Source organism: Streptomyces sp. NPDC026377 (assembly GCF_055567715.1).
Genome location: NZ_JBVHPV010000029.1, coordinates 22,519 through 48,389 on the forward strand (window position 1 = coordinate 22,519; position 25,871 = coordinate 48,389).

Sequence of the window (25,871 nt, forward strand, 5' to 3'; positions counted from 1 at the left end):
GGCGACCGGCGGCGGGAGGGACGTCCCCATCCAGGGAGCGGCACTCCCTGGATACGCACCCGTACGGACCGTCATGCTGGGGGCGTGGACAGAGAAGAACTCGCGGACTTCCTGCGGCACTGCCGGGCCCGCCTCGAACCCTCGGACGTGGGCCTCGCCGCCGGGCCCCGGCGGCGGACGGCCGGGCTGCGCAGGGAAGAGGTCGCCCAGCTCACCGGGATGTCGGCGGACTACTACACCCGGCTTGAGCAGGCCCGCGGCTCGCGCCCGTCCCGGCAGATGCTGACCGCGCTGGCGCGGGCGCTGCGGCTCAGCCGGGACGGGCGCGACCACCTCTTCCACCTCGCGGGCGAGGAGCCGCCGCGCGAGCGGCACGGCTCGGTCCATGTGCGCCCGGGCCTGATGCTGATCCTCGACCGGCTGCACGACGCACCCGCGCAGGTGATGAGCGACTGGGGCGAGGTGCTCGCCCAGAACGCGATGGCGGCCGCCCTGGTCGGCGTGGCCGCCCCGGGCCGGAACATCATCCGCGGCTACTTCACCGAACCGTCCCTGCGCGCCCTCTTCCCGCCCGAGGACCGCGCCGGGCACGCCCGCAGCCATGTCGCCCAGCTGCGGGCGGTGCTCGCGGCCCGGCCCGAGGACCCGGAACCGGCGGCGCTGGTGGCCGAACTGCGGGGGTGCAGCGAGGAGTTCGCCGCGCTGTGGGACGAGCACGAGGTGGAGACCCGGCACGCCAGGGCCAAGCGGTTCCTCCACCCGGTGGTGGGCCTGCTGGAGCTGGACTGCGAGATCCTGCTCAGCTCGGGCGAGGGCCAGTTCCTGGTGGTGCACTCGGCCCGCCCCGGCACCGAGGCCCACCAGCGGCTGGAGCTGCTGCGGGTGGTGGGCCTCCAGGACCTGGCGGTCGGCGGCTGAGGGGCCGGGGTGTTTCCGGGCGGCGCTACGCGTCCTCGGCGCCCCGCGCGATCTCGCGCTTGACGCGCTGCCAGCCCAACGCGCAGGCCACCGGGGTGACGACGGCGGCGCCGATCAGCGCCGGGTACATCACCAGATCGCCTCCGTAGTGCACCGCGGCGGCGCTCGCCGTGCCCGAGACGACCGCGGCGGCCAGCATCTGCTTGAGCTTGCCCCGGTAGGTGGAGCTGAGCAGGAGCCGCCGGTCGGGCGGCGCCACCAGCTCGTCGAGCCCGGCCGCGGGGCCTGCGCTGGCCGCCTTGGGGCGCTTGAAGTACATGTACAGCAGCCAGTGCCCGCACGGCTCCCAGCCGTCCGGGGCGAGCCGGGCGGTGACCGACGCGCGCTCGGCGGCGTTGCCGGCGCTCTCGCGGCGGTACTCCCACCGCATGGCCGCCGCCGGGTCGCGGCGGCAGACGAACCGGCCGAGCCGGTCCAGGCCCTCGACCTCCCAGCCCTGGTCGCCGTAGTGGTTGAGGTACTTGCGGTCGGTGTAGATGTCGGTGGCCCACTTCCAGGTCTCCGCCCGGGCGTCCGGCTCCTGGGCGGCCCGGCCGCCGGTGAGCCGGGCCGCGAAGTCCTCCGGGGCGCCGAACTCCTCGTACGGGTCGGCGGACCCGGCCTCCGCCAGATAGCCGGTGAGGTCCGCGACGGTCGCCGTCACCTCGCTCCGCGGCATCCCGGCCGCCCGCAGCTTCGCGGCGAGGGCCCCGAAGTAGTCGCTGTGCTCGCTCATGACGGTCGTCCCCCTGGTGTCGCGCTGGTCAGCATGGTCTTCACGGCGGTGTGGAACTCCAGCCAGGACGCGCCCTGCTCGGCGAGGGCCCGCCGGCCCTCCTCGGTCAGCCGGTAGTAGCGGCGGCCCGGCCCGCGCTCGGCGGCGCGGAACTCCCCGACGGCGAGTCCGGCCTCTTCGAGCCGGTTCAGGACGGGGTAGAGCGTCCCGCCCTTGATCTCCCCGAGTCCGGCCGCGGCCAGGGTCTTGGAGATCTCGTACCCGTAGCTCTCACCCCCGGTGAGACAGGCGAGGACGAGGAGGTCGAGGACGCCCTTGAGCCAACTGGATCTGCGGTCTGCGGCCATGCGTGTATTTCAGCACCACCTAGATAGGAATGCAAACTAGATGGCACCGCTCAGCGGCCGGGCGCCGTCTCAGATAGTAGGAAGTCCGAGTAATCGTGGAGACAGAAGCGGAGTCCTCCCTTAGCTTTGGAGGAGCCGAACGTCTCGCTAGATCCAGCGAATGGCGGTCGTGAGCGCGGTGCCCCTTGGCAGGCAACCCCTGCGGCAGCGCTCCCCGTCCCTTCCGGCGCCTCGATATCCCCGTGATCTCCAGGAGTCGATCCTCATGTCCGAGACGACGACCGTCCGCCGTGTCCGCCATGTCGCCCGTACGAGCGACGCCGACCGCAAGAACGCCGCAGCCGCGCTCCAGCGCGCACTCGACCGCAGGGACAACGGGGGCGCCACCGGGCACTAGGCGCCTCGCCAGAACCGCCCGGCGCCCGCCCTGCGGATCTCGAAGTGGTCGATCCGCGCGCCCGACTCGGCCAGCGCCGAGACCCTCATCGACGGGTGCGGGCCCGCCTGCACTTGTACGGCGAGGAACGAGTAGCCCGTGTAACGCACCCGGGACCACTCCACGGTCTCGGTCGCCTTCGCGCGGCCCTTGAGCCAGTGGTAGCCCGCCACGCTCTCCCGGTCCTCGACGTGGCCCTCGTAGCTGTCGGGGGCCGGGAAGTCGTAGAGCGCGCGGCCCGCGCCCCCGGCCGTGACGTACACGATGCCGTCCCGCGTCGGGTCCGTGCGCTCGCCGACCGGGACCCTGCGGCCCACGGCGCCGCGCAGGATCGCGTCGGTGCGCTCGTACACATGGTTGTGGCCGTTGATGACCAGGTCCACCTGGTGTTTTTCGAAGAGCGGCACCCAGGCGTCGCGCACCCCGCCGTCCGAGGCGTGCGCCCTGGTGGTCGAGAAGGCGCAGTGGTGGAAGAAGACCACGACGAAGTCGACCCGGCGGTCGGCACGCAGTTCGCCCAGCCGCCGGTCGAGCCAGCGCGTCTGCCCGCCGCCGCTGATCCCGAAGTTGGCGGGGATCTCGTACGAGACGTCGTTGGCGTCCAGCGCGACCACGCCCACGTTGCCGTGCACGAACGAGTACGCCCCGGGCAGCCGGACCGGATCCGGGCCGTTGCACGGCAGCGACCAGCGGGCGTGCTGGCCGCCGTAGCCGTCCGGCGAGTACCAGGCCTCCATGTCGTGGTTGCCGGTGGTCACCATCCAGGGCACGGTCTTGGCGACCGACTCGGTCTGGGCGAGGAACTGGTCCCAGGTGCGCGCGTCGTAGGTGTCGCCGGTGGTGCCGGAGCCGGACGTGTCGGCGTAGCAGAGGTCGCCCGCGTGCAGGTGGAACGCCGGATTCTGACCGAGGATCAGCTGGTCGTTGCCGAGCGCGTGGTAGCCGACGCCCTGGTCACCGAAGGCGGTGAAGGTGAACGCCCCGGCGTGCTCGGGCGCGGTGGTGAAGGTGCCCAGGGTGCCGAGGTGGCGCCGGTCGGCCGGGTCGAAGCCGTCGTGGCCGACGCCGTAGTAGTACGTGGTGCCGGGCCGCAGCCGCTCCAGGCCCGCGTGCACGTAGTACTGCTCGGCCGCCGCGATCCTGCCCCCGTTCAGCGCCGGCGTGCTGAGACGGCGCACCTCGGCGCCGATCCGGTGGCTGAGCGCCCACGGCGTCAGCCCGATCCGGAGGTAGGGCCGCCGCACCGCGAACGGCACCTGCCAGGAGACCGCCATCTGCGTCCGGGGGTCCGCGCCGTACGCCAGGTGCCGCCCGAACGGCGCCACCAGCGAACCGTCCACCTCGGTGGCCGCGCCCCGCGAGGTGAGTACGGCCGGGGCGGCGCGGGCGGGGGAGGCGGTCGCGACCGTGGTGCCCGCCCCGGCGCCGGCGATCGCGGCGGTCGCCGCGGAGGTGCGCAGCACCCCGCGCCGGGTCAGCCGCGTCCGCAGGTACTCGTGCTGCTCGGCCATGGTCATACGGCCGGCGAGCTTCTCGGGGATGCCGAAACGAGGGATGTCCATGGGCGGAAACGTCCTCTCCTCGGACGCGCGCGCCTCCCCACCGGGTGGACGCGGCGCGTACAGCTCCCCATGCCACTCCCCGGAATCGGCCCGCCCCTCACCCCCGCCAGCCATTCGGCGGGCGGGCCGGCCCGCGCTGTCCGCATCGTGGACTCGACATGTCAACGAATGGGACGGGGAGTACGGTGCATCCATGTCTCGCAGCATCGATCTCGCAGTGATCCCCGGTGACGGCATCGGCCGGGAAGTGGTGGCCCAGGGGCTCAAGGTCCTGAACGCCGTCCTTCCAGCGGATGTGAAGCTGGAGACCAAGGAGTACGACCTCGGCGCCCGGCGCTGGCACCGCACCGGCGAGACCCTGCCGGACGCGGAGCTTCAGGCGCTCGCCACCCACGACGCGATCCTGCTCGGCGCCATCGGCGACCCGAGCGTGCCGTCCGGCGTGCTGGAGCGCGGTCTGCTGCTGAAGCTGCGCTTCGCCTTCGACCACTTCATCAACCTGCGGCCCTCGAAGCTGTTCCCGAACACGGCGACCCCGCTGGCCGGCAGCCCCGAGATCGACTTCGTGGTGGTCCGCGAGGGCACCGAGGGCCCCTACACGGGCAACGGCGGCTCGCTGCGCACCGGCACCCCGGCCGAGGTCGCCACCGAGGTCAGTGTGAACACGGCGTACGGCGTGGAGCGCGTGGTGCGCGACGCCTTCGCCCGCGCCCAGGCCCGGCCGCGCAAGAAGCTGACGCTGGTCCACAAGAACAACGTCCTGGTCTTCGCCGGCCACCTGTGGAAGAACACCTTCGACACGGTGGCGAAGGAGTACCCGGACGTCACCACGGACTACCTCCACGTCGACGCCGCGACGATCTTCTTCGTCACCCAGCCCGAGCGGTTCGACGTCATCGTCACCGACAACCTCTTCGGTGACATCCTCACCGACCTCGCCGCGGCCGTGACCGGCGGCATCGGCCTGGCCGCGTCCGGCAACATCAACCCGACCGGCGCGTTCCCCTCGATGTTCGAGCCGGTCCACGGCTCCGCGCCCGACATCGCGGGCCAGGGCAAGGCCGACCCCACGGCCACGGTCCTCTCCGTCGCCCTGCTCCTGCGCCACCTCGGTCACGAGTCCGAGGCGGCCCGGATCGAGGACGCCGTCCAGGCCGACCTGGCCGCACGGGACGGTTCCGCCCGTACCACCGACGAGATCGGCGACGCGCTCGCCGTACGAGTATCGGGCTGACCCGAGCGCTCTTCCTCAGACAAGCCGCCGGGTCGCACCAGCACCCGGCGGCTTTTCCTGTACGGCCCCGGGGTGCCACCATCAGTCCCTGGGCCGCAATCACACCGTTTCAGTCATGGTCCCGCACGAGCGATAATCGAACGTGGGACCGCGGCATGCGGAAAAGCTCGGACGTCCTAGCAGCAGCGAAGGCGGCGTGAGCGCGGTCCGACCCACACAACCGGTGAAGGACACGCAACCATGACGACGCCCACGATCGAGCTCAAGCCCTCCGCGAACCCGCTGTCGGACGCGGAGCGTGACGCGATCCTGGCAAGCCCCGGATTCGGCCGCCACTTCACCGATCACATGGTGACGGTCAAGTGGACCGAGGGCCGGGGGTGGCACGACGCGGAGCTCACGCCGTACGCGCCGCTGTCGATGGACCCCGCCAACATGACGCTGCACTACGCGCAGACGATCTTCGAGGGGCTCAAGGCCTACCGTCAGCCCGACGGTACGGTGGCGACCTTCCGCCCCGAGGCCAACGCGGAGCGCTTCCGCGCGTCGGCCCGCCGGATGGCGATGCCCGAGCTGCCGGACGAGCTGTTCATCGCCGCCTGCGACGCGCTGATCGAGCAGGACCGGGCGTGGGTCCCGGCCTCCGGCGAAGCCTCGCTCTACCTGCGGCCGTTCATGATCGCGAGCGAGGTGGGGCTGGGGGTGCGCCCGGCCAACGAGTACCTGTTCATCGTGATCGCGTCGCCGGCCGGGGCCTACTTCTCCGGCGGTGTGAAGCCGGTGTCGGTCTGGCTCTCCGAGGAGTACGTGCGCGCGGTCAAGGGGGGTACGGGCGCGGCCAAGACCGGGGGCAACTACGCCGCCTCCCTGGTCGCCCAGGCCGAGGCGGCGGGGCACGGGTGCGACCAGGTGGTCTGGCTGGACGCGGTGGAGCACCGGTGGATCGAGGAGATGGGGGGGATGAACCTGTACTTCGTGTACGGCGACCGCATCGTCACCCCGTCGCTCACCGGCTCGCTGCTGCCGGGCATCACCCGGGACTCGCTGCTGAAGATCGCGCGGGACCTGGGCTACACGGCCGAGGAGGGCCGGATCTCCACGGAGGACTGGAAGCGGGACACGGAGGCGGGGACGCTGACGGAGGTCTTCGCGTGCGGGACTGCGGCGGTGATCACGCCGGTGGGGTCGGTGAAGTCGGCTCGGGCGAGCTGGACTCAGGGGGACGGGGAGCCGGGGGAGGTCACGATGAGGCTGCGGAAGGCCCTCCTCGACCTCCAGACGGGGGCGACGCCGGACACCCACGGCTGGATGCACCGCCTGGGCTGACGCCCTTTTCGCCCCCACCCCGCCCCTTCCCGAAACCCTCCGGGGGCGCACTCGCTTCGCGCCCGACCTGCGGGCCGGTGGGGGCTGGCCGCGCAGTTCCCCGCGCCCCTGAAGGAGCGGGGCTCCGCCCCGGACCCCGCTCCTCAAACGCCGGAAGGGCTGGAGGTGCCGTAGGGGCGCGGGGAACTGCGCGAGCAACCGACCACCGGGCCGCAGACGAACGCCGGGCCGTTCAGGGGTGCGGGCAACTCCCGCCGGTCCGCAGACGAACACGGGGTCCGGGGGGCCGGCCCCCGGTCGGGCCGCCGGGGTGCTCAGGCCGCCTCCGCCCCCGGAGGGTTCAGGGAAGGGGCGGGGTGGGGGAGAACCCCCCGGCTCAGCGCCGCGTACACCGCACCCCCCACCACCCCCGACAGCAAAAAGCTGCAATCCACCCCACCGGTGACCCCCAGCAGCGGCCCCGAGTACCCGGGAAGCGACACCCCCAGCACCCCCACCCCGGCCCCCAGCCCCCACGCCACCACGGCCCGCCAGTTCCACCCGCCCCGGTACCAGTACGCCCCGCCCCGCGCCCGCCGGTTGAAGACCTGGAGGGCGTCCGCGTCGTACACGCCCCGGCAGCGGGCGAAGCCGATGAGGGTGATGACCGCCCACGGCGTGCCGACCGCCGTCAGCAGCAGGACGAACGAGGTCATCGCCGCCTGCGCGTCCCACGCGTAGTGCCCCGCGAAGACGCACACCGTCGCCACCCCGGCCACCGCGAACGTCGCCCGCGTACGCGACGCGCGCGGCAGGATCGCGTCGAGGTCGAGCCCCATCGAGTACAGCATCAGCCCCGCGTTGCCCACCGACCCCGCCGACGCCGCGAGGAGGAGCGGGACCAGGTACCAGCCCGGCGCCGCCGCCACCAGCGGACCCGCGTAGTCCGTCGCCGCCCCCGCCGCGTACGCCGTGAACGTGCCGAACAGCTGCGGCACCAGCAGCCCGGCGACCAGACCCAGCCAGGTGGCGTGGAGCACCCGGCGCGGGGTGTGGCGGGTGGGGGAGATGTAGCGCGTGTAGTCGCCGAGCAGCGTGATGAAGGCGATCGGACCGCTCAGACCCGCCGCCACCAGCGCCAGCAGCCACGTGGGCCAGAACGAGCCGAGCAGATAGCCGCCCGCGTCCGGCAGCGCCGCCGTCGTGAAGCGCGGGGCATAGGCCGCGACCCCCAGGAGCAGCAGCGCCGTCATGCCGAACGCCAGAACCCGGGACAGGCGCAGCAGCACCCGGTACCCGTACACCGCGCCGATCACCGTCGCCGCCGCGAGCACCGCGTACACGGTCCCGTACGCGGCGCCGCCCATGGGCAGGCCGAACAGCCGGTGCAGCACGCCCGCCATCGCGTCGCCGCCGATCCAGACCGTGAGCGCCGTGTAGCCGAGGGACAGCAGCAGGCCCACCACCGAGCCGACCAGCCGGCCCCGCACCCCGAACTGCGCGCCCGACGACGTCGACAGGTTGGTCGCCGTACGCAGGGACACCAGCGCCAGCGGGGCCGTCAGGACCGTGCCCACCAGCGTCCCCGCGACGACCGCGCTCACCGACGCCCACCAGCCGAGGCCGAAGGAGACCGGGAGCCAGCCGAAGACGATCACGCCGAGGCAGAGGTTGGAGCCGAGCAGGATCGACACCAGGTCACGGGGGCCGCTGGTGCGTTCCGCCTCCGGGATCGTGTCGACTCCGTGCTGTTCGATCTGCATGGGCTGCCCCTGACGCTCGACGGCCGTGACGCACCGGCCTGATTTCGACGTTCCGGTTGTTTGAGTGGCGTTCAATGTGAGGTCTGCCCGGTGCCCGCGTCAAGCCCTTGTCTCATTGCGGACAGCGGTTAGAGTGGTGCTCTAACAGGAGGTGTGGTGCGTGCGACTTACCCCCACAGAACGTGACCGGCTGCTGCTCTTCGGCGCCGCCGAGCTCGCCCGGGCCCGCCGGGCGCGCGGCCTGCGGCTGAACGTCCCCGAGGCGACCGCGCTCATCGCGGACACCGTCTGCGAGGCGGCCCGCGACGGGCGCCGGCTCGCCGACGCCATCGCGGCCGCCCAGAGCGTCCTCGGCCCCGACGACGTCCTGCCGGGGGTCGCGGACGTGGTCACCGAGGTGCACGTCGAAGCCGTCTTCGACGACGGCTCACGGCTCGCCGTGGTCCCGGCACCCATCCGCGGCGCCGCCGGAAGCGGCGCGGACGCCCCCGGCGCCGTGCTGCCCGGACCGCAGGGCCCGGACCCCGAGCCCGCCCTCCGGCTCACCGTGCGCAACACCGCCGCCGTCCCCGTCAGCGTCACCTCGCACTTCCACTTCTTCGAGGCCAACCCGCGCCTGGACTTCGACCGCGCCGCCGCGTACGGGATGCGCCTGTGCGTACCGGCCGGGTCCTCGGTGCGGTTCGACCCCGGAGGCCAGGCCGAGGTCGGGCTCGTCCCGATCGGCGGGGCCCGGATCGCCATCGGCTTCGCCGGACTGGTCGACGGGCCGCTGGACGCGCCCGGCGCCCGGCGCGAGGCCCTGCGCCGGGCGGCCGCCTGCGGCTACCTCGGGGCCCACCCGGAAGGAGCGGTTTCATGAGCAGGCCCAGCCGCCACAGCGACCACTGCGCGCCCGGCAGCCGCCACATCGACCCCGAGGAGTACGCGGCCGTCTTCGGGCCCCGCGCCGGGGACCGGATCCGGCTCGGGGACAGCGGGCTCACCGTCCGGGTGGAGTCGGACTCCCAGCGGCCCGGCGAGGAGTTCCTCGCCGGGTTCGGCAAGACCGCCCGCGACGGACTGCACCTGAAGGCCGCCGCCGTCCGCGACACCTGCGACGTCGTCATCAGCAACGTCGTCGTCATCGACGCGGTGCTGGGCATCCGCAAGGTCTCCATCGGCATCCGCGAGGGCCGCATCCACGCCATCGGGCGCGCCGGGAACCCGGACACCCTCGACGGGGTGGACGTCGTCGTCGGCACCGGGACCAGCATCGTCTCCGGCGAGGGACTGATCGCCACCGCCGGCGCCGTGGACACCCATGTCCATCTGCTCTCGCCGCGCATCATGGAGGCCTCGCTCTCCTCCGGCGTCACCACGCTCATCGGCCAGGAGTTCGGCCCCGTCTGGGGCGTCGGGGTCAACTCGCCCTGGGCGCTGCGGAACGCCTTCGCGGCCTTCGACGCCTGGCCCGTCAACATCGGCTTCCTGGGGCGGGGTTCGTCCTCCGACGGCGCCCCGCTGGTGGAGGCGCTCGCCGAGGGCGGCGCCTGCGGCTTCAAGGTCCACGAGGACATGGGCGCGCACACCCGCGCCCTGGACACGGCGCTGCGCGTGGCCGAGGAGCACGACGTCCAGGTCGCCCTGCACAGCGACGGGCTGAACGAGTGCCTGTCGGTGGAGGACACCCTCAAGGTCCTGGACGGGCGGACCATCCACGCCTTCCACATCGAGGGGTGCGGCGGCGGCCACGTCCCCAACGTGCTGAAGATGGCGGGCGTGCCCAACGTCATCGGCTCGTCCACCAACCCGACCCTGCCGTTCGGCCGGGACGCGGTCGCCGAGCACTACGGGATGATCGTCTCCGTCCACGGCCTCAAGCCGGACCTGCCCGGCGACGCGGCCATGGCGCGCGACCGCATCCGGGCCGGAACCATGGGCGCCGAGGACGTGCTGCACGACCTGGGCGCGATCGGCATCACCTCCTCCGACGCCCAGGGCATGGGCCGCGCGGGCGAGACCGTCCGCCGCACCTTCGCCATGGCCGCGAAGATGAAGGCCGAGCTCGGCCCCCTGGAGGGCGACGGCGAGGACGACGACAACGCGCGCGTGCTGCGCTACATCGCCAAGCTCACCATCAACCCGGCGCTCGCCCACGGCCTGGCGCACGAGATCGGCTCCATCGAGGTCGGCAAGCTCGCCGACATCGTGCTGTGGCGGCCCGCCTACTTCGGCGCCAAGCCGCAGCTGGTGCTGAAGTCCGGCTTCCCCGCCTGGGGCGTCACGGGCGACCCGAACGCGGCCACCGACACCTGCGAACCCCTGGTCCTCGGCCCGCTCTTCGGGGCCCACGGCGCCACCCCCGCCGAGCTCTCCGTCGCCTTCGTGGCCCACGCGGCCCTCGACCAGGGAGGCGATGCGCTGCCGACCCGCCGGCGCCGGGTCGCCGTGCGCGGCACCCGGGGCATCGGCCCCGCCGACCTCGTCCTCAACTCCCGTACCGGAGCGGTGGACGTGGACGCCCGCACCGGTCTGGTCACCCTCGACGGTGACCCGCTGCGCTCGGAGCCCGCCGACTCCGTCTCCCTCAACCGCCTCTACTTCCTCTAAGGACCCCACGATGACCGCTGCCGCCGACGGCTTCCGCATGCCCGCCGAGTGGGCTCCGCACGAGCGCACCTGGATGGCGTGGCCCGGCCCCAACGTGACCTTCGCAGGCGAGGGCGAGCTGGCCGAGGCCCGCGCGGCCTGGGCGGCCGTGGCCCGGGCCGTGCGCCGCTTCGAGCCGGTCACCGTCGTCTGCGGCCCCGGGCAGAGCGCCGGGGCCGCAGCCCTGCTCGGCCCCGGGATCGACGTGGTGGAGCGCGAGCTCGACGACGCCTGGATGCGCGACATCGGCCCGACCTTCCTGACCAACGGCACCGAACTCGCCGCCGTGGACTGGACGTTCAACGGCTGGGGCGCCCAGGACTGGGCCCGCTGGGAGCACGACGCCAAGATCGGCGCGTACGTGTCGGACCTGGCCGGGGCGCGTACGTACACCTCGCGCCTGGTCAACGAGGGCGGCGCGATCCACGTCGACGGCGAGGGCACGGTCCTGCTCACCGAGTCCGTGCAGCTGGGCCCCGAGCGCAACCCCGGCTGGACGCGTGAGCAGGTCGAGGCGGAGGTCCACGCGATGCTCGGCACCCGCAAGGCGATCTGGCTGCCGCGCGGTCTGACCGCCGACTATCCGCCGCACGGCTACGGCACGCTGGGCCATGTCGACATCGTCGCCGCGTTCGCCCGCCCCGGAGTGGTCGTGGCCCACACCCAGCCCGACCCGGCCCACCCCGACCACGAGGTGTGCAGGGAGAACGTGGCGCTGCTGCGGAGCCAGAGCGACGCGCGGGGCCGGAGCATCGAGGTCGTGGAGGTCCCCGCCCCGACCGCCCTCACCGACGACCACGGCTGGGTCGACCACTCGTACATCAACCACTACCTCTGCAACGGCGGCGTCGTCCTGTGCGGCTTCGACGACCCGAGGGACGAGATCGCGGCGGGCATCTTCCGCCGCCTCTTCCCCGAGCGGACCGTGACCCTCGTCGACGCACGTACGATCTTCGCGGGGGGCGGTGGCATCCACTGCATCACCCAGCAGCAGCCCAGGGTGTGATCCAGGAGGAGCAGCAATGGCCGGTCCGGCCCGCGCGCGCAGGAACGCGCCGCCGCGCGAGGAGGTGCTGGCCGCCGCCATGGCCACGATCGCCGAGCGCGGTCTCGACGGCCTGACCATGGCCGGTCTGGGCCGCGAGGTCGGCATGTCCAGCGGCCATCTCCTCTACTACTTCCGCAGCAAGGACGAGCTGCTGCTCCAGACCCTGGAGTGGAGCGAGGGCCGGCTCGGCGCCGAGCGCCGGGCCCTGCTCTCCCGGCCGGGCCCGGTTCGCGAGCGCCTCGACGCCTACGTCGACCTGTATGTGCCCGACGGCGTCCGCGACCCGCACTGGATCCTGTGGCTGGAGGTCTGGAACCGCTCGCAGAACGCCGAAGGCGACGCCCGCGCCCGCCAGGCCGCCATCGAGGGCGCCTGGCACCGCGATCTGGTCGCGATCATCGCGGAGGGCGTCTCGCGCGGGGAGTTCCGCCCGGTCGACGCCGACCGCTTCGCCGCCCGGCTGCGGGCGCTGCTCGACGGCTTCAGCGTCCATGTGGCGGTCGGCATACCCGGCACCGGACGGCCCCAAGTCCTCGACCACGTACGGGAGTTCGTGGACGAGTCGCTTGTGCGGCCCCCGACCGGGGGCTGAACACAACGTACGCAAGTACGCCTTATCGTTGCGTGCGTCACCCTTGTCGGCCGCACCGGGCTGGGCCACCGTGATCTTCCATGGGACGAGAGCAGTGGAAGAAGATCTGGGTCGGTTCGGCCGGCAACATGGTCGAGTGGTTCGACTGGTTCGTGTACGCCACCTTCGCGGTGTACTTCGCGGACGCGTTCTTCCCCAAGGGGAACGAGACCGCCAACCTCATGAACACCATGGGGATCTTCGCCGTCGGCTTCTTCATGCGGCCGGTGGGCGGCTGGCTGCTCGGCCGCATCGGCGACCGCCGGGGCCGCAAGGCGGCGCTGACCCTGACCGTCACCCTGATGTCCGCCTCGGCGGTCCTGATCGCGGTGGCGCCGACGTACGGGGTGGCCGGCTACGGGGGAGTGGCGGTCCTGCTGGTCGCGAGGCTGTTGCAGGGCCTCTCGGTCGGCGGTGAGTACGCGGCGAGCGCGACCTATCTCACCGAGGCCTCCGACCCCCGCCGCCGGGGCTTCGCCTCCAGCTTCCAGTACGTGTCGATGACCGCGGGCCAGCTCGTCGGCCTCGGCCTCCAGATCGTCATGCAGCGCACGCTCTCCGAGGACGCGCTGCACAGCTGGGGCTGGCGCGTCCCCTTCATCGTGGGCGCGCTGGGCGCGGCGGTCGTCTTCTACCTGCGGCGGAACATGCTGGAGACCGAGGTGTACGAGGAGTCCGGCGCGGCGCGGGACGAGGAGCGGGGCACCCTGAAGGCGCTGTGGCGCCACCGCAGGGAGGCGTTCCTGGTCATGGCGCTGACGATGGGCGGCACGGTCGCGTACTACACGTACACCACGTATCTGACGAAGTTCCTCTCCAAGAGCGCGGGCATGCCCAAGCCGACGGCCTCGCTGGTGTCGTTCTGCGCGCTGTTCGTCTTCATGTGCCTCCAGCCGCTCGCGGGCATGCTCTCGGACCGGATCGGCCGCCGTCCGCTGCTGATCACCTTCGCGGTCGGCTCGACGTTCCTGACCGTGCCGGTCATGACGATGCTCAGGCACGCGGGCACTTTCTGGCCGGCCTTCGGCCTGGCCCTGCTCGCCCTGGTGGTGGTGACGGGCTACACGTCCATCAACGCCTGCGTGAAGGCGGAGCTGTTCCCGACCGGCATCCGGGCCCTCGGAGTCGCCCTGCCGTACGCCATCGCCAACGCGCTGTTCGGCGGTACGGCGGAGTACGTGGCGCTGTGGTTCAAGCGGGGCGGCATCGAGTCCGGCTTCTACTGGTACGTGGCGGGGTGCGCCGCGGTGAGCCTGGTGGTGTACCTGACGATGAGGGAGACACGGGACATCGACCTGAACCGGGTCGCGCCGCCCGCCCCCGCCGCTCCCGTGCCCGCCGGAACGGACGGGGTGCCCGCATCCTGAGACCCCGGTCCACGGCGTGGCGGCTCTGTGGCAGACTGCGGCCGTGCTCGCTTTCCTGATGATTATGGACAGCAGCGCGCCGGTCCGCAGTGACCGCTGAACCCGCGGCACAACCCCCGCGGCAGCGGACATCGTGCCCCAGACCCGCGCGCAGACCCTTCGCACCCGCGAGGGGTCTTTTCGTTTCCCGGCCCCACCTCGGCCGGACGCGAACCGCACGCGATGATGGGGGCAGTGGAGCCAGCCAGTCCGGAGCCACTCACCCGACAGGAGTCACCCCAGCATGACGGCCAACGAGGCATCTGAAGACAGTCGTCGCGCCGACCGCGTCGACGATGGATTCCACGTCTTCGACACCACGCTGCGCGACGGCGCCCAGCGCGAGGGCATCAACCTCACCGTCGCGGACAAGCTGACGATCGCCCGGCACCTGGACGACTTCGGGGTGGGCTTCATCGAGGGCGGCTGGCCCGGCGCCAACCCCCGCGACACGGAGTTCTTCGCCCGCGCCAAGCAGGAGATCCGCTTCAGGAACGCCCAGCTGGTGGCGTTCGGCGCCACCCGCCGCCCCGGCGGCAGCGCGGCCACGGACCCGCAGGTCAAGGCACTGCTGGCGTCCGGAGCCCCGGTGATCACGCTGGTCGCCAAGTCCCACGACCGCCATGTCGAGCTCGCCCTGCGCACCACGCTGGAGGAGAACCTGGAGATGGTCCGGGACACCGTCTCCCACCTGCGCGAACAGGGCCGCCGTGTCTTCGTCGACTGCGAGCACTTCTTCGACGGGTACCGGGCCAACCCCGAGTACGCCAAGGCGGTCGTGCGGGCCGCGAGCGATTCCGGCGCGGACGTCGTCATCCTCTGCGACACCAACGGCGGCATGCTGCCCGCCCAGATCCAGGCCGTGGTCGCCACCGTCCTCGCCGACACCGGCGCCCGGCTCGGCATCCACGCCCAGGACGACACCGGCTGCGCCGTCGCCAACACCCTCGCGGCGGTCGACGCGGGCGCCACGCACGTGCAGTGCACCGCGAACGGCTACGGCGAGCGGGTCGGCAACGCCAACCTGTTCCCCGTGGTGGCGGCGCTGGAGCTGAAGTACGGCATGAGGGTCCTGCCCGAGGGCGCGCTCGCCGAGATGACGCGTATCTCGCACGCGATCGCCGAGGTGGTCAACCTGACCCCCTCGACGCACCAGCCGTACGTGGGCGTCTCCGCCTTCGCCCACAAGGCGGGCCTGCACGCCTCGGCGATCAAGGTCGACCCCGACCTCTACCAGCACATCGACCCGGGCCTGGTCGGCAACCGCATCCGGATGCTGGTCTCCGACATGGCGGGCCGCGCCTCCATCGAGCTCAAGGGCAAGGAGCTCGGCGTCGAGCTCGGGGACGACCGCGAGCTGGTCGGCAGGGTCGTCGCGCGGGTCAAGGAGCGCGAGCTCAAGGGCTACACCTACGAGGCCGCCGACGCCTCCTTCGAGCTGCTGCTGCGCGCCGAGGCGGAGGGCCGGGCCCGCAAGTACTTCCGCGTCGAGTCCTGGCGCGCCATCGTCGAGGACCGCCCCGACGGCACCCACGCCAACGAGGCGACGGTGAAGCTGTGGGCCAAGGGCGAGCGGATCGTGGCTACGGCGGAGGGCAACGGCCCCGTCAACGCGCTCGACCGCGCCCTGCGGGTCGGCCTGGAGCGCATCTACCCCCAGCTGGCCAAGCTGGAGCTGGTCGACTACAAGGTCCGCATCCTGGAGGGCCGCCACGGCACCGACTCCACCACCCGGGTCCTGATCACGACCACGGACGGCGCGGGGGAGTGGGCGACGGTGGGAGTGGCGACCAACATCATCGGGGCGTCCTGGGGGGCGCTGGAGGACGCGTACACCTACGGGCTGCTCCGGGCGGGTGTGGAGCCGCCGGAGTAGCGGACGGCGTGCCCGGGCCTCGCGCGGGCCCGTGGCCCAGGCCGCCCGGAAGGTTTTGTCCGTTTCCTCAGGGACTCCGGTAGCGTCGGAAGCATGAGGCTCCGCGTTCTGCTCGCGTCCACCGCCGCCGCACTCCTCGCACTGGCCCCCGTGGCCACCGGGGCCGCCACCGCCGCGCCGGCCGCGTCCGGGGTCGGCGAGGTCGCCGCCGCGCTGCGCGAGGCGCCGGTGTACGTCGACCCGGGCGCCGCGGCGCAGCTCCCGGCCGCCCAGGCCGAGGCCCTGGCCAAGAAGATCAAGGACGCCGACAAGCCGCTCTTCGTGGCCGTGCTGCCCGCGACCTCCGCCTACCCCCGGGACACCCTGCTGCGCAACCTCCGTACGGACACCGGCGTCACCGGCCTCTACGCGGTCCGCCTGGGCGACGCCTTCAACGCGGGCGCCGACCGCAGGGTCATGTCGCCGCAGGCCGTGGAGAACCTCAAGACTGCCGTACGGGCCCCGGGCACCGCCACGGACGCGTCCACCCAGCTGAACGCGTTCGTGGACCAGGCCCTGCCCACGCTGCGCGGGCACGCCCCCGCCTCCTGGGGCGGCGGCGCGGGGTCCGGCGGCGACGACGGCGGCGGCTCGGCGACCGGGCTGATCGCCCTGGGCGCGGTCGTCGTCGCGGGCGGCGCCGGCGCGTACGCCCTGGTGCGGCGCAACCGGAAGAGGAAGGCCGAGGAGGAGCGGGCCGCGCTCCAACGGCTCCAGGTGGTCGTGGACGAGGACATCACCGCGTTCGGCGAGGAGCTGGACCGGCTCGACTTCCATCCGGCGGAGGCGGGCGCCGACGACGCGATGCGCGCCGACTACGAGCGCGCGCTCGACTCCTACGAGACCGCGAAGAGCCTGATGGCGGCGGCCCGGCACCCCTCCGACGTGCGCGGGGTCACCCAGGCCCTGGAGGACGGGCGGTTCTCGCTCGCCACCCTCGCCGCCCGCCGCGAGCACCGGCCGCTGCCCGAGCGCCGCGCCCCCTGCTTCTTCGACCCGAGCCACGGCCCCTCGGCCGAGGACGCCATCTGGTCCCCGGCGGGCGGCGCCCCGCGCGAGGTCCCGGTCTGCCGCGCGGACGCGACGCGCCTGCGGGACGGGCAGGACCCGCTGGTACGGCAGGTCGACACGGACGGGGGACGCCGTCCGTACTACGACGCGGGTCCGGCGTACGGGCCCTGGGCGGGCGGGTACTTCGGCGGGGGCATGCTGCCCGGACTGCTGATGGGCACGATGCTCGGCTCCATGCTGGCCACCCCGGCGTACGCGGTGGACTACGGCGGCGCGGACTTCGCGGGGCCGGGGCAGGGCTTCGACGGGGGCGACGTCTCCGGGGCGGACTTCGACGCGTCCGACTTCGGTGGCGGGTGGGGCGACGGGGGCGGTGGGGACGGCGGTGGCGGCGGCTTCGACGGCGGCGGTGGCTGGTAGGCCCTGGCTCAGGCCGACTTGATCGCCGAGATGTCGAAGGTCAGCCGGACCTTGTCGCTGACCACGACGCCGCCGGTCTCCAGCGCGGCGTTCCAGGTCAGACCCCAGTCGGAGCGCAGGACGTCGGCGCTGCCCTCGAAGCCGACGCGCTGGTTGCCGTAGGGGTCGGTGGCCGAGCCGTTGAACTCCAGGTCGATGGCGAGCGGCCGGGTGACGTCCTTGATGGTGAGGTCGCCGATGACACGGTACTTGTCGCCGCCGAGCTGCTGGGCCTCGGTGGAGCGGAAGGTCATCACCGGGAAGCGCTCGGCCTCGAAGAAGTCGGCGCTGCGCAGGTGGGCGTCGCGGTCGGCGATGCCGGTGTCCACGGAGGCGATCTTCACCTCGATGACGGCGGAGGAGGCGGCGGGGTCGCTGCCGTCGAGGATGAGGGTGCCCTCGTGCTCGCCGAAGCTGCCGCGGACGTTGGTGACCATGGCGTGGCGGACGGTGAAGCCGATGCTGCTGTGGGCCGGGTCGATGGTGTAGGTGCCGGTCAGGGCGGCGAGGGCGGGGTCGACGGGGGCGGGGGCGGCGAGGGTGGCGGTGCCGGTGTTCTTGCGGGTGAAGATTCCCATGGTGCTCGTGCTCCTTCGGCAGTTGGTTGAAGGTTCAACGAGATTGACTGTAGACCTATTCCGTTCAAGTTTCAACAACTGTGAGGGTGTGGGGTGCCGGGGGGCGCCAGGGGCCCCGGGGCCGCGACGCCGGGGCCCGCGGGGCGGCGCCCTCAGTACCGAGGCGGCGCCGGTGCCGGTCCCAGGGTCGTCGTCCCCGGTGCGGACCGGTGCCCCAGGCCCGTCCGGTACGCGTCGAGCGCCGCCTCCGTGCGGCCCGTACGCCGCAGCAGGTCGCCGAGGAGGCGGCACAGGTCCGCCAGGTCGCCGGAGGCGCCGCTGCGCTCCAGGAGGCCTAGCGCGGTCACGTAGTGCTCCTCGGCCGTGTCGAGGTCGCCGCGCTCCTCGTGGATCAGCCCGAGGAGGCGGTGCGCGCCGCCCGCGTGGACCGCGCCGTGCCGGTCGCCCAGCTCCGGCGCGGGATCCAGCAGCGGGGTGAGCAGCGCGGCCGCCTCCGTGTGGCGGCCCAGGCGCCTCAGGACGTCGGCGAGTTCGACCTCGACCTGGCAGGTGAAGAGCGCGGCCCGCTTGGCGGCCAGCATGTCGCGGGCCGTGCGCAGCTCCCGCTCGGCCGAGTCCAGCTCCCCGCCCTGCGCGTGGACGTACCCCCGCATCCAGTGGCAGTGCGCCAGATCGGTGCGCAGTCGCAGCTGGCGGTAGACCGCCTGGGCCTTGGCGAGGGAGGCGTCGGCGTCGGCGGTGCGGCCCTCGGCCAGGAAGGTGCGGGCGACCTGGCGGTGCATGCCCGCCACCAGGGCCGGGTCGGAGACCTGCGGGGCGAGGGCGAGGGCCAGTTCGGCGGCGTGGGCGGCGCGGGCCTGGGCTCCCATGTCCAGATAGGGGCCGATGATCGCCGAGTAGAGGAGGACCAGCGACTCCGGGTCGTTCAGGCCCGAGGTGCCCAGCTCTTCGATGGTGGACTCGAGCAGGTAGCAGGCGTAGCGCAGCTCCCCGGCCAGGACGTGCGCGATGGCCCGCCCCCGGATCGCGCGCGTCCTGCGTGGCAGCGGCTCGTCCGCCTGATGGCGCTCGGCCGCCTCGAAGTGGCGTATGGCGTCGGGCAGTTCGCCGCTCTCCAGGGCGCACTCGCCCAGGCCGAGGAGCGCCTCGGCCTGTTCGGCGAGCAGGCCGTGCAGCTCGGCCTCGGTCAGCAGCCGGCGGTAGCGCACGGCCGCCTCGTCCGCCTCGCCGGTCGCCAGGAGCCGCTGGGCGTCGGTGAGGTGCAGACGAAGCTCGGTGGCGAGGTGGGCGGGGCGGCCCGTGGCGAGCTCCTCGTAGCTGGTGCCCAGGCGCTCGGCGAGGTGACGCAGCGCCGCCTCGGACGGTCTGACCTTGCCTGATTCCAGGGTCGACACATACGCCGGGGTATAGGCGGGCTCGGCCAACTGCCGCTGGGTCAGCCCTCGTTCGCTACGCAGCCGCTGTACCCGGCGGCCGATCACGGCAGGTTCGTCCATCGTGTCTCCCTCGTCCCGGGGCATTGCGCATGCCCCGTGCGCCGCCTAACTTAAGCGAGCCGTTCAACAGATTTATCCGACTGCTTAACTTCCGTCACTGGGGGAGGATTTCATGCGCCCAGCCCTTCTGCGCAGAACCATAGCCGCGACCGGGCTCACCGGATCCGTCGTGGCGGCGCTGCTGTCGGTGCCCGCCCAGGCCGCCGACACCCCCGCGCCCCGGCCGCGCGTCGAGGTCGAGATACCCGGGCCGGAGGGCGGCGCGGTCGCCGGGTCCGGGCATGTGCGCGTGCCGGCCGCCGGGGTGAGCCGTCCTGCCGCCCGGCTCTTCGGGCGGGCCGCCGACGCCGACGGTGACGTCGGCGAGATGGTGAACAACGGGCCCAGCGCCGACCGGCTCGACGTCGTCATCGTGGGCGACGGCTACACCGTCGACGAGTTGGCGAAGTTCCACGCCGACGCCAAGGAGAAGTGGGGTGAGGTGACCGGCGTCGAGCCGTACACCACGTACCAGAAACTCTTCAACGTGTGGACCGTGGACGCCGTCTCCGCGCAGTCCGGTGTCTCCGGCGACCCCGCGCGGGGCGACGTGAAGAGCACGGCACTGGGTTCGTACTTCTGGTGCGACGGCATCGAGCGGCTGCTCTGCGTCGACCAGGACAAGGTGGACGCCTATGTCGCCAAGGCGCCGCAGGCGGACCTGGTGATCGTGCTGGCCAACAGCACGAAGTACGGCGGCGCCGGGTACAACGAGCCCAGCCGGAAGCTCGGTTACGAGGGGATCTCCACCGCGTCGGCCGGCAACGCCAAATCCGGGCAGGTCGCCATCCACGAGACGGGCCACTCGCTGGGCAAGCTCGCCGACGAGTACTTCTACCCGGGCACGCCCGGCTACGAGCACTACTCCGGGCCCGAGGTGGCCGAGTCCAACATCTCCGTGCTGAGCGCCGCCGAGATGGCCGCGCGGCGGACCAAGTGGTACCGCTGGCTGGGTGAGACCTCGCCCGACGGCGGCACGGTGGGCGCGTACGAGGGCGGCGGCTATTACGTCACCGGGCTCAACCGCCCCACCGACAACTCGATCATGCGCATCCTCGGCAAGCCCTTCAGCCTGCCCGGCCGCGAGGCGATGATCGACGGGTTCTACCGGCACGCCTCGATCGCCACGGCCGCCGTGCCCACCACGCGGACCTTGCGCGTCCACGACAAGGCGCGGGTGACCGTGCCCCGGCTGGCGGGCGCGGACGTCAAGCAGCCTTCGATCCGCTGGTACCTGGACGGGCGGGAGCTCACCCGGTTCGAGGGGCGGACCTGGGTCGGCGTCGCGCAGGCGATCATCTCACCGTGGGACCGGCGCGCCCACCAGCTGAAGGTGACCGTCACCGACGGGACCTCGGCGGTGCGCGATCCGCGCGTGCGGGCCGGGCTGAGCGACTCCGTGGTGTGGACCGTACGGCGGTAAGCGCTTGCCGACCGGTGCGTCCGGGGCATTGAGCCCCCGGACGCACCGTGCTACACCAGCGGCAGCGGTCTGCGCCACTTCCCCCCGGGAGTCTCCTGTGTCCTTGCTGCCGTCCCGACGCACCTTCCTGACCGTGGTGGGGGCAAGCGCTCTCGCCCTGGCCGCCGCCACGGAGGCGTCCGCCGCCGACGAGTTCGCCGTGCTGCGCGGCCGTTGGCGCGACCTCTCGCTCGGCACGGGCTTCGACCCGGCCGCCGAGCCGTACGCCTCCCGGCTCAAGGAGACCGGCGACCGCGCCCGCGCGTTGCGGTCCTCGATGGCCCCGGGCGAGCACGCGCTCTGGCCGGACAGCCCCTTCGACCCGCCCGCCGGGATCACCCGGAGCTACAGCCGGCTGTGGACCATGGCCGAGGCCTTCCTCCAGCCCGCCACCGGCCTGACCGGCGACACCGCCCTGCTCGCCGACGTCCTGGCCGGTCTCGACCATGTGGGGGCCACGGTCTACAACCCCTCCACCGCGCGGTACGGCAACTGGTGGGAGTGGCAGATCGGCAGCCCCCGCCTGCTGACCGACCTCGTCGACGCGCTCTACGCGTACGCGGGCGAGACGCGGATCCAGGCCGCCTGCGCGGCCGTCGACCACTTCGTGCCCGACTCCGTGTTCGCCGAGTACTCGGGCACCTCCACCGGTGCCAACCGCGTCGATCTCTGCCGCTCGGTCGCCGTGCGCGGGGCGGTCGGCCGCGCCCCCGCCAAGCTCGCCCTGGCCCGCGACGCCCTCTCGCCGGTCTTCCCGTACGTCACGAGCGGCGACGGCCTCTACGCCGACGGATCGTTCGTCCAGCACACCTCGGTCGCCTACTCGGGTACGTACGGACAGGTCCTGCTCGACGGGCTCGGGCGGCTCTTCACGCTGCTCGCCGGGACGAGCTGGGCCGTCACCGACCCCCGGCGGCAGACCGTCCTCGACAGCGTGGAGCGCGCCTACGCGCCGCTCATCCACAACGGACTGGTCATGGACAGCGTCAACGGGCGGGCCGTCAGCCGGGGGTATCTGCTCGCGGACGACGCCCGGGTGATGCGGAGCGACCACTTCCACGGGGAGGGGCTCATGGCCGCGATCGCCGTTCTGGCGGGGGGCGCCTCGCCGGCGGAGCGGGACCGGTGGCACGGGCTGATCAAGGGGTGGGCCGAGCGGGACCCCACGCATCCGGTCCTCGCCGCCCGGCAGTTCGCCGTCGCCGACCTCGCCCGGCTCCAGGCGGTGCTGGAGGGACCCGTGGCCGCCGCGCCCGAACCGGTCGGGCACACCCTCTTCGCCGCGATGGACCGCGCCGTCCACCGGCGGCCCGGATGGACCGCGAACATCGCGATGGCCTCAAACCGGATCTCGTACTACGAGTGCGGCAACGGCGAGAACCCGCGCGGCTGGCACACCGGGGCCGGAATGCTCTACTGGTGGCCCGGCGAGCGGGGCAACGACCAGTACACGGACTGGTTCTGGCCGACCGTGGACCCCTACCGGCTGCCGGGGACCACCGTGTCCACCCGTCGGCTCGCGGACCGGGCGGGCGGCGAGTGGGGCGCGGCCAGACCCGAGGTGCGGTGGGTGGGCGGGGCGAACGACGGGGAGTTCGGGGCCGTCGGACAGCATCTGAGGGGGCTCGGCTCGACGCTCGAGGCCCGCAAGTCCTGGTTCTGCACGGCCGGGACGGTCATCTGCCTCGGCGCCGGGATCACCGCCGCCGACGGCGTCCGGGTGGAGACGGTGGTCGACAACCGCAACCTGGGGGAGGCCGGGGACGCCGTCTTCTCCCGGGACGGCGCCACCCGGACCCGCTGGGCACATCTGGAGGGACACGGCGGCTGGGTCTTCCCCGGCGGCACCACCGCCCTGCGCACCCGGCGCGAGGCCAGGACCGGGGCGTGGAGCGACATCAACACCACCAGCTCCACCGAACGGCGCACCCGCACCTATCAGACGCTGTGGCTGGACCACGGGACCGATCCGGTGGGCGCCTCCTACAGCTACCAGCTGATGCCCGGAGCCTCCCGGCAGACCGTGGCCGCCCGCGCCGCCGACACCGGCTGGCTCACGGTGCTGGCCAACACCGCCGCCTGCCAGGCCGTGTCCGTCCCCGCCCTCGACCTCGTGTGTGCCAACTTCTGGCAGGCCGGGAGCGCGGGCCCGCTGTCGGTCACCGCCCCGGCGAGCGTGCTCGTACGGAGCGGAGGGGCGGCGGCCACGCTCCGGGTCAGTGAGCCGCCGCGCACCGGACAGCCTTTCGAGGTCGTCTGGAGACACCCCGTCCGAGGGGTGTCCGGCGCCGGCCCCGCCGTCGAGGTCCTGGCCGCCGGCGCCGAGCTGCGGCTGCGGATCACCCCCGGCGCGGCGGGCGCCTGCCACCGCTGTGATGTGACTCTCATCTGATCCGGTTGTTGGACCCCTACAACGCCGCACGGGTCTGAGCTGGCACTTCGCCTGCATCGCGGGATAGTTCTGTTCAGGGGTACCAGGAAAACGGTCCGGAGACTGTACAGAGTCGACGGCGGGAAATTCTTGGTCGGGTTCGTAGGGTCGATGCATGACCGTTGTGGACGAAACCCCGGGTGAGCCCCGTGACGCGCGTGGCCGGGTGGCCGAGCTCCTGGCCCTGCGTGAGCAGGCCCGGCGCGGGCCGAGCGAGCGCGCGACCGAGGCGCAGCACGCCAAGGGCAAGCTGACCGCGCGTGAGCGGATCGAGCTGCTGCTCGACCCGGGTTCGTTCAAGGAGGTCGAGCAGCTGCGGCGGCACCGGGCGACCGGCTTCGGCCTGGAGGCGAAGAAGCCGTACACCGACGGTGTCATCACCGGCTGGGGCACGGTCGAGGGCCGTACGGTCTTCGTCTACGCGCACGACTTCCGGATCTTCGGCGGCGCCCTGGGCGAGGCCCACGCCACCAAGATCCACAAGATCATGGACATGGCCATCTCCGCCGGAGCGCCGCTGGTGTCCCTGAACGACGGCGCGGGCGCCCGCATCCAGGAGGGCGTCAGCGCCCTGGCCGGGTACGGCGGCATCTTCCAGCGCAACACCCGGGCCTCGGGCGTCATCCCGCAGATCTCCGTGATGCTCGGCCCGTGCGCGGGCGGCGCGGCCTACAGCCCGGCCCTGACCGACTTCGTCTTCATGGTCCGCGAGACCTCGCAGATGTTCATCACCGGCCCGGACGTGGTCCGCGCGGTGACCGGCGAGGAGATCACCCAGAACGGCCTCGGCGGCGCGGACGTGCACGCCGAGACCTCGGGCGTGGCCCACTTCGCGTACGACGACGAGGAGACCTGCCTCGCCGAGGTCCGCTACCTGCTGTCGATGCTCCCGTCCAACAACCGGGAGAACCCGCCCTCGCACCCCAGCGAGGACCCGGCCGACCGGCGCGGCGAGGTGCTGCTCGACCTGGTGCCCGCCGACGGCAACCGACCGTACGACATGCACAAGGTGATCGAGGAGCTCGTCGACGAGGGCGACTACCTGGAGATCCACGAGCGCTGGGCCCGCAACATCATCTGCGCCCTGGCCCGGCTCGACGGCCAGGTCGTCGGCATCGTGGCCAACCAGCCGCAGACGCTCGCGGGCGTCCTGGACATCGAGGCGTCGGAGAAGGCCGCCCGTTTCGTTCAGATGTGCGATGCTTTCAATATCCCGATCGTCACCCTTCTGGACGTCCCCGGCTTCCTGCCGGGCGTCGACCAGGAGCACGGTGGGATCATCCGGCACGGTGCCAAGCTGCTGTACGCGTACTGCAACGCCACCGTGCCCCGGATCTCGCTGATCCTGCGCAAGGCCTACGGAGGGGCGTACATCGTGATGGACTCCCAGTCCATCGGTGCCGACCTCACCTACGCCTGGCCCACCAACGAGATCGCGGTGATGGGCGCCGAAGGCGCCGCCAACGTCATCTTCCGCAAGCAGATCGCGGAGGCCGAGGACCCCGAGGCGATGCGCGTGCGCATGGTCAAGGAGTACAAGGCCGAGCTGATGCACCCGTACTACGCGGCCGAGCGCGGCCTGGTCGATGACGTCATCGACCCCGCCGAGACCCGCGAGGTGCTGATCGCCTCCCTCGCGATGCTGCGCACCAAGCACGCCGACCTGCCGTCCCGCAAGCACGGCAACCCGCCTCAGTAACGAGGAGCCCGAGTGAACACCCCGACTTCTTCCCCCTCCGTCCTCCGTGTGGAGAAGGGCGAGGCCGCTCCGGAGGAGCTGGCGGCCATCACGGCCGTCCTGCTCGCCCGCGCCGCCGCCCAGCCCGCCCCGGCCCCCGCCCGTGGCCGCGACACGGCCGGCTGGCGCCGCCTGGAGCGCACCCCGGGCTTCCGCACGGCGCACTCCTGGCAGGGCTAGGCCCGTAGCGCCGGAGAGAAGGCCCCGCCGCTCCCTCGTGGAGCGGCGGGGCCTTCTCGCGTCCACGCCACGCGGTGCCCAGGACCTGCCGGGGGCGCGGGGAACCGCGCGACCGGCCCCCACCGGCCCGCGGCTGAACAACGGCGCTTCCAGCGCGAAAGGCCCCGCCGCTCCTCCCGGAGTGGCGGGGCCTTTCGCGACGCATGCCCGCAGGGCTACCGCAGTCGTGCCATCAGGGCGTGTTCGACCAGGGTGATCAGTGCGCTCTTGGCGTCGCCGCGGTGGCGGGCGTCGGTGGTGATGATGGGGGTGTCGGGGCCGATCTGGAGGGCTTCGCGGACTTCGTCGGGTGTGTAGGGCTGGTGTCCGTCGAAGCCGTTGAGGGCGATGACGAAGGGCAGGCCGCTGTTCTCGAAGTAGTCGACGGCGGGGAAGCAGTCGGCGAGGCGGCGGGTGTCCACCAGTACTACGGCGCCGATGGCGCCGCGGACGAGGTCGTCCCACAT

Annotated in this window: 22 protein-coding genes; 15 read left to right on the plus strand and 7 right to left on the minus strand. The window is 72.7% G+C overall.

Features of this window, described 5'->3' with window-relative positions:
* Positions 1-84 precede the first annotated feature (84 nt).
* On the plus strand, positions 85-918 hold the full coding sequence (locus ACZ4MU_RS33740) for a helix-turn-helix transcriptional regulator (protein WP_467883351.1): 834 nt from the start codon (positions 85-87) through the stop codon (positions 916-918).
* A 25-nt stretch (positions 919-943) separates the two neighbouring features.
* Here the strand turns inward: ACZ4MU_RS33740 and ACZ4MU_RS33745 are convergent, their stop codons facing one another.
* Both ACZ4MU_RS33745 and ACZ4MU_RS33750 read right to left on the minus strand, forming a co-directional pair.
* Complete coding sequence (locus tag ACZ4MU_RS33745) at positions 944-1,693, minus strand: hypothetical protein (protein ID WP_467883352.1); 750 nt, start codon at positions 1,691-1,693, stop codon at positions 944-946.
* Positions 1,690-2,040, minus strand: a complete 351-nt coding sequence (locus ACZ4MU_RS33750) for a PadR family transcriptional regulator (protein WP_467883353.1) — start codon at positions 2,038-2,040, stop codon at positions 1,690-1,692. The genes ACZ4MU_RS33745 and ACZ4MU_RS33750 overlap by 4 nt, the downstream gene beginning before the upstream one ends.
* Before the next feature lie 265 nt (positions 2,041-2,305).
* On the opposite strand from ACZ4MU_RS33750, the gene ACZ4MU_RS33755 reads away from it, so the two are divergent.
* Positions 2,306-2,437 carry a hypothetical protein gene (locus ACZ4MU_RS33755; RefSeq protein WP_358836543.1) on the plus strand — a complete coding sequence of 44 codons (132 nt, stop codon included), beginning with the start codon at positions 2,306-2,308 and terminating at the stop codon, positions 2,435-2,437.
* Here ACZ4MU_RS33755 and ACZ4MU_RS33760 read toward each other — a convergent pair.
* Entirely contained in the window at positions 2,434-4,038 is a 1,605-nt protein-coding gene (locus tag ACZ4MU_RS33760; RefSeq protein ID WP_467883354.1) for a purple acid phosphatase family protein, read from the minus strand. The genes ACZ4MU_RS33755 and ACZ4MU_RS33760 overlap by 4 nt on opposite strands.
* 193 nt (positions 4,039-4,231) lie before the next feature.
* Between ACZ4MU_RS33760 and ACZ4MU_RS33765 the strand changes: the two genes are divergently transcribed.
* Positions 4,232-5,272 (plus strand): 3-isopropylmalate dehydrogenase, encoded by a 1,041-nt coding sequence (locus ACZ4MU_RS33765; RefSeq protein ID WP_467883355.1) that lies wholly within the window; start codon positions 4,232-4,234, stop codon positions 5,270-5,272.
* 240 nt (positions 5,273-5,512) lie between these two features.
* Positions 5,513-6,598, plus strand: a complete 1,086-nt coding sequence (locus ACZ4MU_RS33770) for a branched-chain amino acid aminotransferase (protein WP_467883356.1) — start codon at positions 5,513-5,515, stop codon at positions 6,596-6,598.
* Between the two features lie 314 nt (positions 6,599-6,912).
* Here ACZ4MU_RS33770 and ACZ4MU_RS33775 read toward each other — a convergent pair whose 3' ends face one another.
* A complete protein-coding gene (locus tag ACZ4MU_RS33775; RefSeq protein ID WP_467883357.1) occupies positions 6,913-8,340 on the minus strand; it encodes a cytosine permease in 1,428 nt (475 codons plus the stop codon).
* A gap of 160 nt (positions 8,341-8,500) precedes the next feature.
* On the opposite strand from ACZ4MU_RS33775, the gene ureA reads away from it, so the two are divergent.
* The 7 genes from ureA to ACZ4MU_RS33810 all read left to right on the plus strand — a co-directional run bounded on the left by ureA (position 8,501) and on the right by ACZ4MU_RS33810 (position 17,402).
* A complete protein-coding gene (gene ureA / locus ACZ4MU_RS33780) occupies positions 8,501-9,202 on the plus strand; it encodes an urease subunit gamma (RefSeq protein WP_467883358.1) in 702 nt (233 codons plus the stop codon).
* Complete coding sequence (locus ACZ4MU_RS33785) at positions 9,199-10,932, plus strand: urease subunit alpha (RefSeq protein WP_467883359.1); 1,734 nt, start codon at positions 9,199-9,201, stop codon at positions 10,930-10,932. The genes ureA and ACZ4MU_RS33785 overlap by 4 nt, the downstream gene beginning before the upstream one ends.
* 10 nt (positions 10,933-10,942) lie before the next feature.
* Positions 10,943-11,977: an agmatine deiminase family protein gene (locus tag ACZ4MU_RS33790; RefSeq protein ID WP_467883360.1), complete on the plus strand. Its 1,035-nt coding sequence runs from the start codon at positions 10,943-10,945 to the stop codon at positions 11,975-11,977.
* Between the two features lie 16 nt (positions 11,978-11,993).
* On the plus strand, positions 11,994-12,611 hold the full coding sequence (locus ACZ4MU_RS33795; RefSeq protein ID WP_467883361.1) for a TetR/AcrR family transcriptional regulator: 618 nt from the start codon (positions 11,994-11,996) through the stop codon (positions 12,609-12,611).
* 80 nt (positions 12,612-12,691) lie between these two features.
* Positions 12,692-14,017, plus strand: a complete 1,326-nt coding sequence (locus ACZ4MU_RS33800) for an MFS transporter (protein WP_467883362.1) — start codon at positions 12,692-12,694, stop codon at positions 14,015-14,017.
* Between the two features lie 283 nt (positions 14,018-14,300).
* On the plus strand, positions 14,301-15,932 hold the full coding sequence (cimA, locus tag ACZ4MU_RS33805; RefSeq protein WP_467883363.1) for a citramalate synthase: 1,632 nt from the start codon (positions 14,301-14,303) through the stop codon (positions 15,930-15,932).
* 93 nt (positions 15,933-16,025) lie between these two features.
* The gene (locus ACZ4MU_RS33810; RefSeq protein ID WP_467883364.1) at positions 16,026-17,402 is read left to right on the plus strand and encodes a hypothetical protein; all 1,377 of its coding nucleotides are present in this window, start codon (positions 16,026-16,028) and stop codon (positions 17,400-17,402) included.
* 8 nt (positions 17,403-17,410) lie between these two features.
* Here ACZ4MU_RS33810 and ACZ4MU_RS33815 read toward each other — a convergent pair whose 3' ends face one another.
* Together ACZ4MU_RS33815 and ACZ4MU_RS33820 are read right to left on the minus strand one after the other, a co-directional pair.
* Positions 17,411-18,019, minus strand: coding sequence for a YceI family protein (locus ACZ4MU_RS33815; RefSeq protein ID WP_467883365.1), 609 nt, complete (start codon positions 18,017-18,019; stop codon positions 17,411-17,413).
* A 152-nt stretch (positions 18,020-18,171) separates the two neighbouring features.
* Positions 18,172-19,515 (minus strand): helix-turn-helix domain-containing protein, encoded by a 1,344-nt coding sequence (locus ACZ4MU_RS33820; RefSeq protein ID WP_467883366.1) that lies wholly within the window; start codon positions 19,513-19,515, stop codon positions 18,172-18,174.
* A gap of 112 nt (positions 19,516-19,627) precedes the next feature.
* Between ACZ4MU_RS33820 and ACZ4MU_RS33825 the strand changes: the two genes are divergently transcribed.
* From ACZ4MU_RS33825 to ACZ4MU_RS33840, 4 genes are all read left to right on the plus strand, one after another.
* Entirely contained in the window at positions 19,628-20,977 is a 1,350-nt protein-coding gene (locus ACZ4MU_RS33825; protein ID WP_467883367.1) for a M64 family metallopeptidase, read from the plus strand.
* Positions 20,978-21,074: 97 nt separating this feature from the next.
* Positions 21,075-23,408, plus strand: a complete 2,334-nt coding sequence (locus ACZ4MU_RS33830; RefSeq protein ID WP_467883368.1) for a polysaccharide lyase 8 family protein — start codon at positions 21,075-21,077, stop codon at positions 23,406-23,408.
* A 154-nt stretch (positions 23,409-23,562) separates the two neighbouring features.
* Complete coding sequence (locus ACZ4MU_RS33835; protein ID WP_467883369.1) at positions 23,563-25,146, plus strand: acyl-CoA carboxylase subunit beta; 1,584 nt, start codon at positions 23,563-23,565, stop codon at positions 25,144-25,146.
* A 12-nt stretch (positions 25,147-25,158) separates the two neighbouring features.
* On the plus strand, positions 25,159-25,365 hold the full coding sequence (locus ACZ4MU_RS33840; protein WP_467883370.1) for an acyl-CoA carboxylase subunit epsilon: 207 nt from the start codon (positions 25,159-25,161) through the stop codon (positions 25,363-25,365).
* Between the two features lie 215 nt (positions 25,366-25,580).
* Here ACZ4MU_RS33840 and ACZ4MU_RS33845 read toward each other — a convergent pair.
* On the minus strand, positions 25,581-25,871 hold a 291-nt coding region (locus tag ACZ4MU_RS33845), incomplete at its 5' end, for a GTP-binding protein (protein ID WP_467883371.1).

Bases quoted from the DNA above. Each gene is read 5' to 3' on its own strand.
- ACZ4MU_RS33745 (WP_467883352.1), bottom strand. From the start codon at position 1,693: ATGAGCGAGCACAGCGACTACTTCGGGGCCCTCGCCGCGAAGCTGCGG.
- ACZ4MU_RS33750 (WP_467883353.1), bottom strand. From the start codon at position 2,040: ATGGCCGCAGACCGCAGATCCAGTTGGCTCAAGGGCGTCCTCGACCTC.
- ACZ4MU_RS33755 (WP_358836543.1), top strand. From the start codon at position 2,306: ATGTCCGAGACGACGACCGTCCGCCGTGTCCGCCATGTCGCCCGTACG.
- ACZ4MU_RS33760 (WP_467883354.1), bottom strand. From the start codon at position 4,038: ATGGACATCCCTCGTTTCGGCATCCCCGAGAAGCTCGCCGGCCGTATG.
- ACZ4MU_RS33765 (WP_467883355.1), top strand. From the start codon at position 4,232: ATGTCTCGCAGCATCGATCTCGCAGTGATCCCCGGTGACGGCATCGGC.
- ACZ4MU_RS33770 (WP_467883356.1), top strand. From the start codon at position 5,513: ATGACGACGCCCACGATCGAGCTCAAGCCCTCCGCGAACCCGCTGTCG.
- ACZ4MU_RS33775 (WP_467883357.1), bottom strand. From the start codon at position 8,340: ATGCAGATCGAACAGCACGGAGTCGACACGATCCCGGAGGCGGAACGC.
- ACZ4MU_RS33785 (WP_467883359.1), top strand. From the start codon at position 9,199: ATGAGCAGGCCCAGCCGCCACAGCGACCACTGCGCGCCCGGCAGCCGC.
- ACZ4MU_RS33790 (WP_467883360.1), top strand. From the start codon at position 10,943: ATGACCGCTGCCGCCGACGGCTTCCGCATGCCCGCCGAGTGGGCTCCG.
- ACZ4MU_RS33795 (WP_467883361.1), top strand. From the start codon at position 11,994: ATGGCCGGTCCGGCCCGCGCGCGCAGGAACGCGCCGCCGCGCGAGGAG.
- ACZ4MU_RS33800 (WP_467883362.1), top strand. From the start codon at position 12,692: ATGGGACGAGAGCAGTGGAAGAAGATCTGGGTCGGTTCGGCCGGCAAC.
- cimA (WP_467883363.1), top strand. From the start codon at position 14,301: ATGACGGCCAACGAGGCATCTGAAGACAGTCGTCGCGCCGACCGCGTC.
- ACZ4MU_RS33810 (WP_467883364.1), top strand. From the start codon at position 16,026: ATGAGGCTCCGCGTTCTGCTCGCGTCCACCGCCGCCGCACTCCTCGCA.
- ACZ4MU_RS33815 (WP_467883365.1), bottom strand. From the start codon at position 18,019: ATGGGAATCTTCACCCGCAAGAACACCGGCACCGCCACCCTCGCCGCC.
- ACZ4MU_RS33820 (WP_467883366.1), bottom strand. From the start codon at position 19,515: ATGGACGAACCTGCCGTGATCGGCCGCCGGGTACAGCGGCTGCGTAGC.
- ACZ4MU_RS33825 (WP_467883367.1), top strand. From the start codon at position 19,628: ATGCGCCCAGCCCTTCTGCGCAGAACCATAGCCGCGACCGGGCTCACC.
- ACZ4MU_RS33835 (WP_467883369.1), top strand. From the start codon at position 23,563: ATGACCGTTGTGGACGAAACCCCGGGTGAGCCCCGTGACGCGCGTGGC.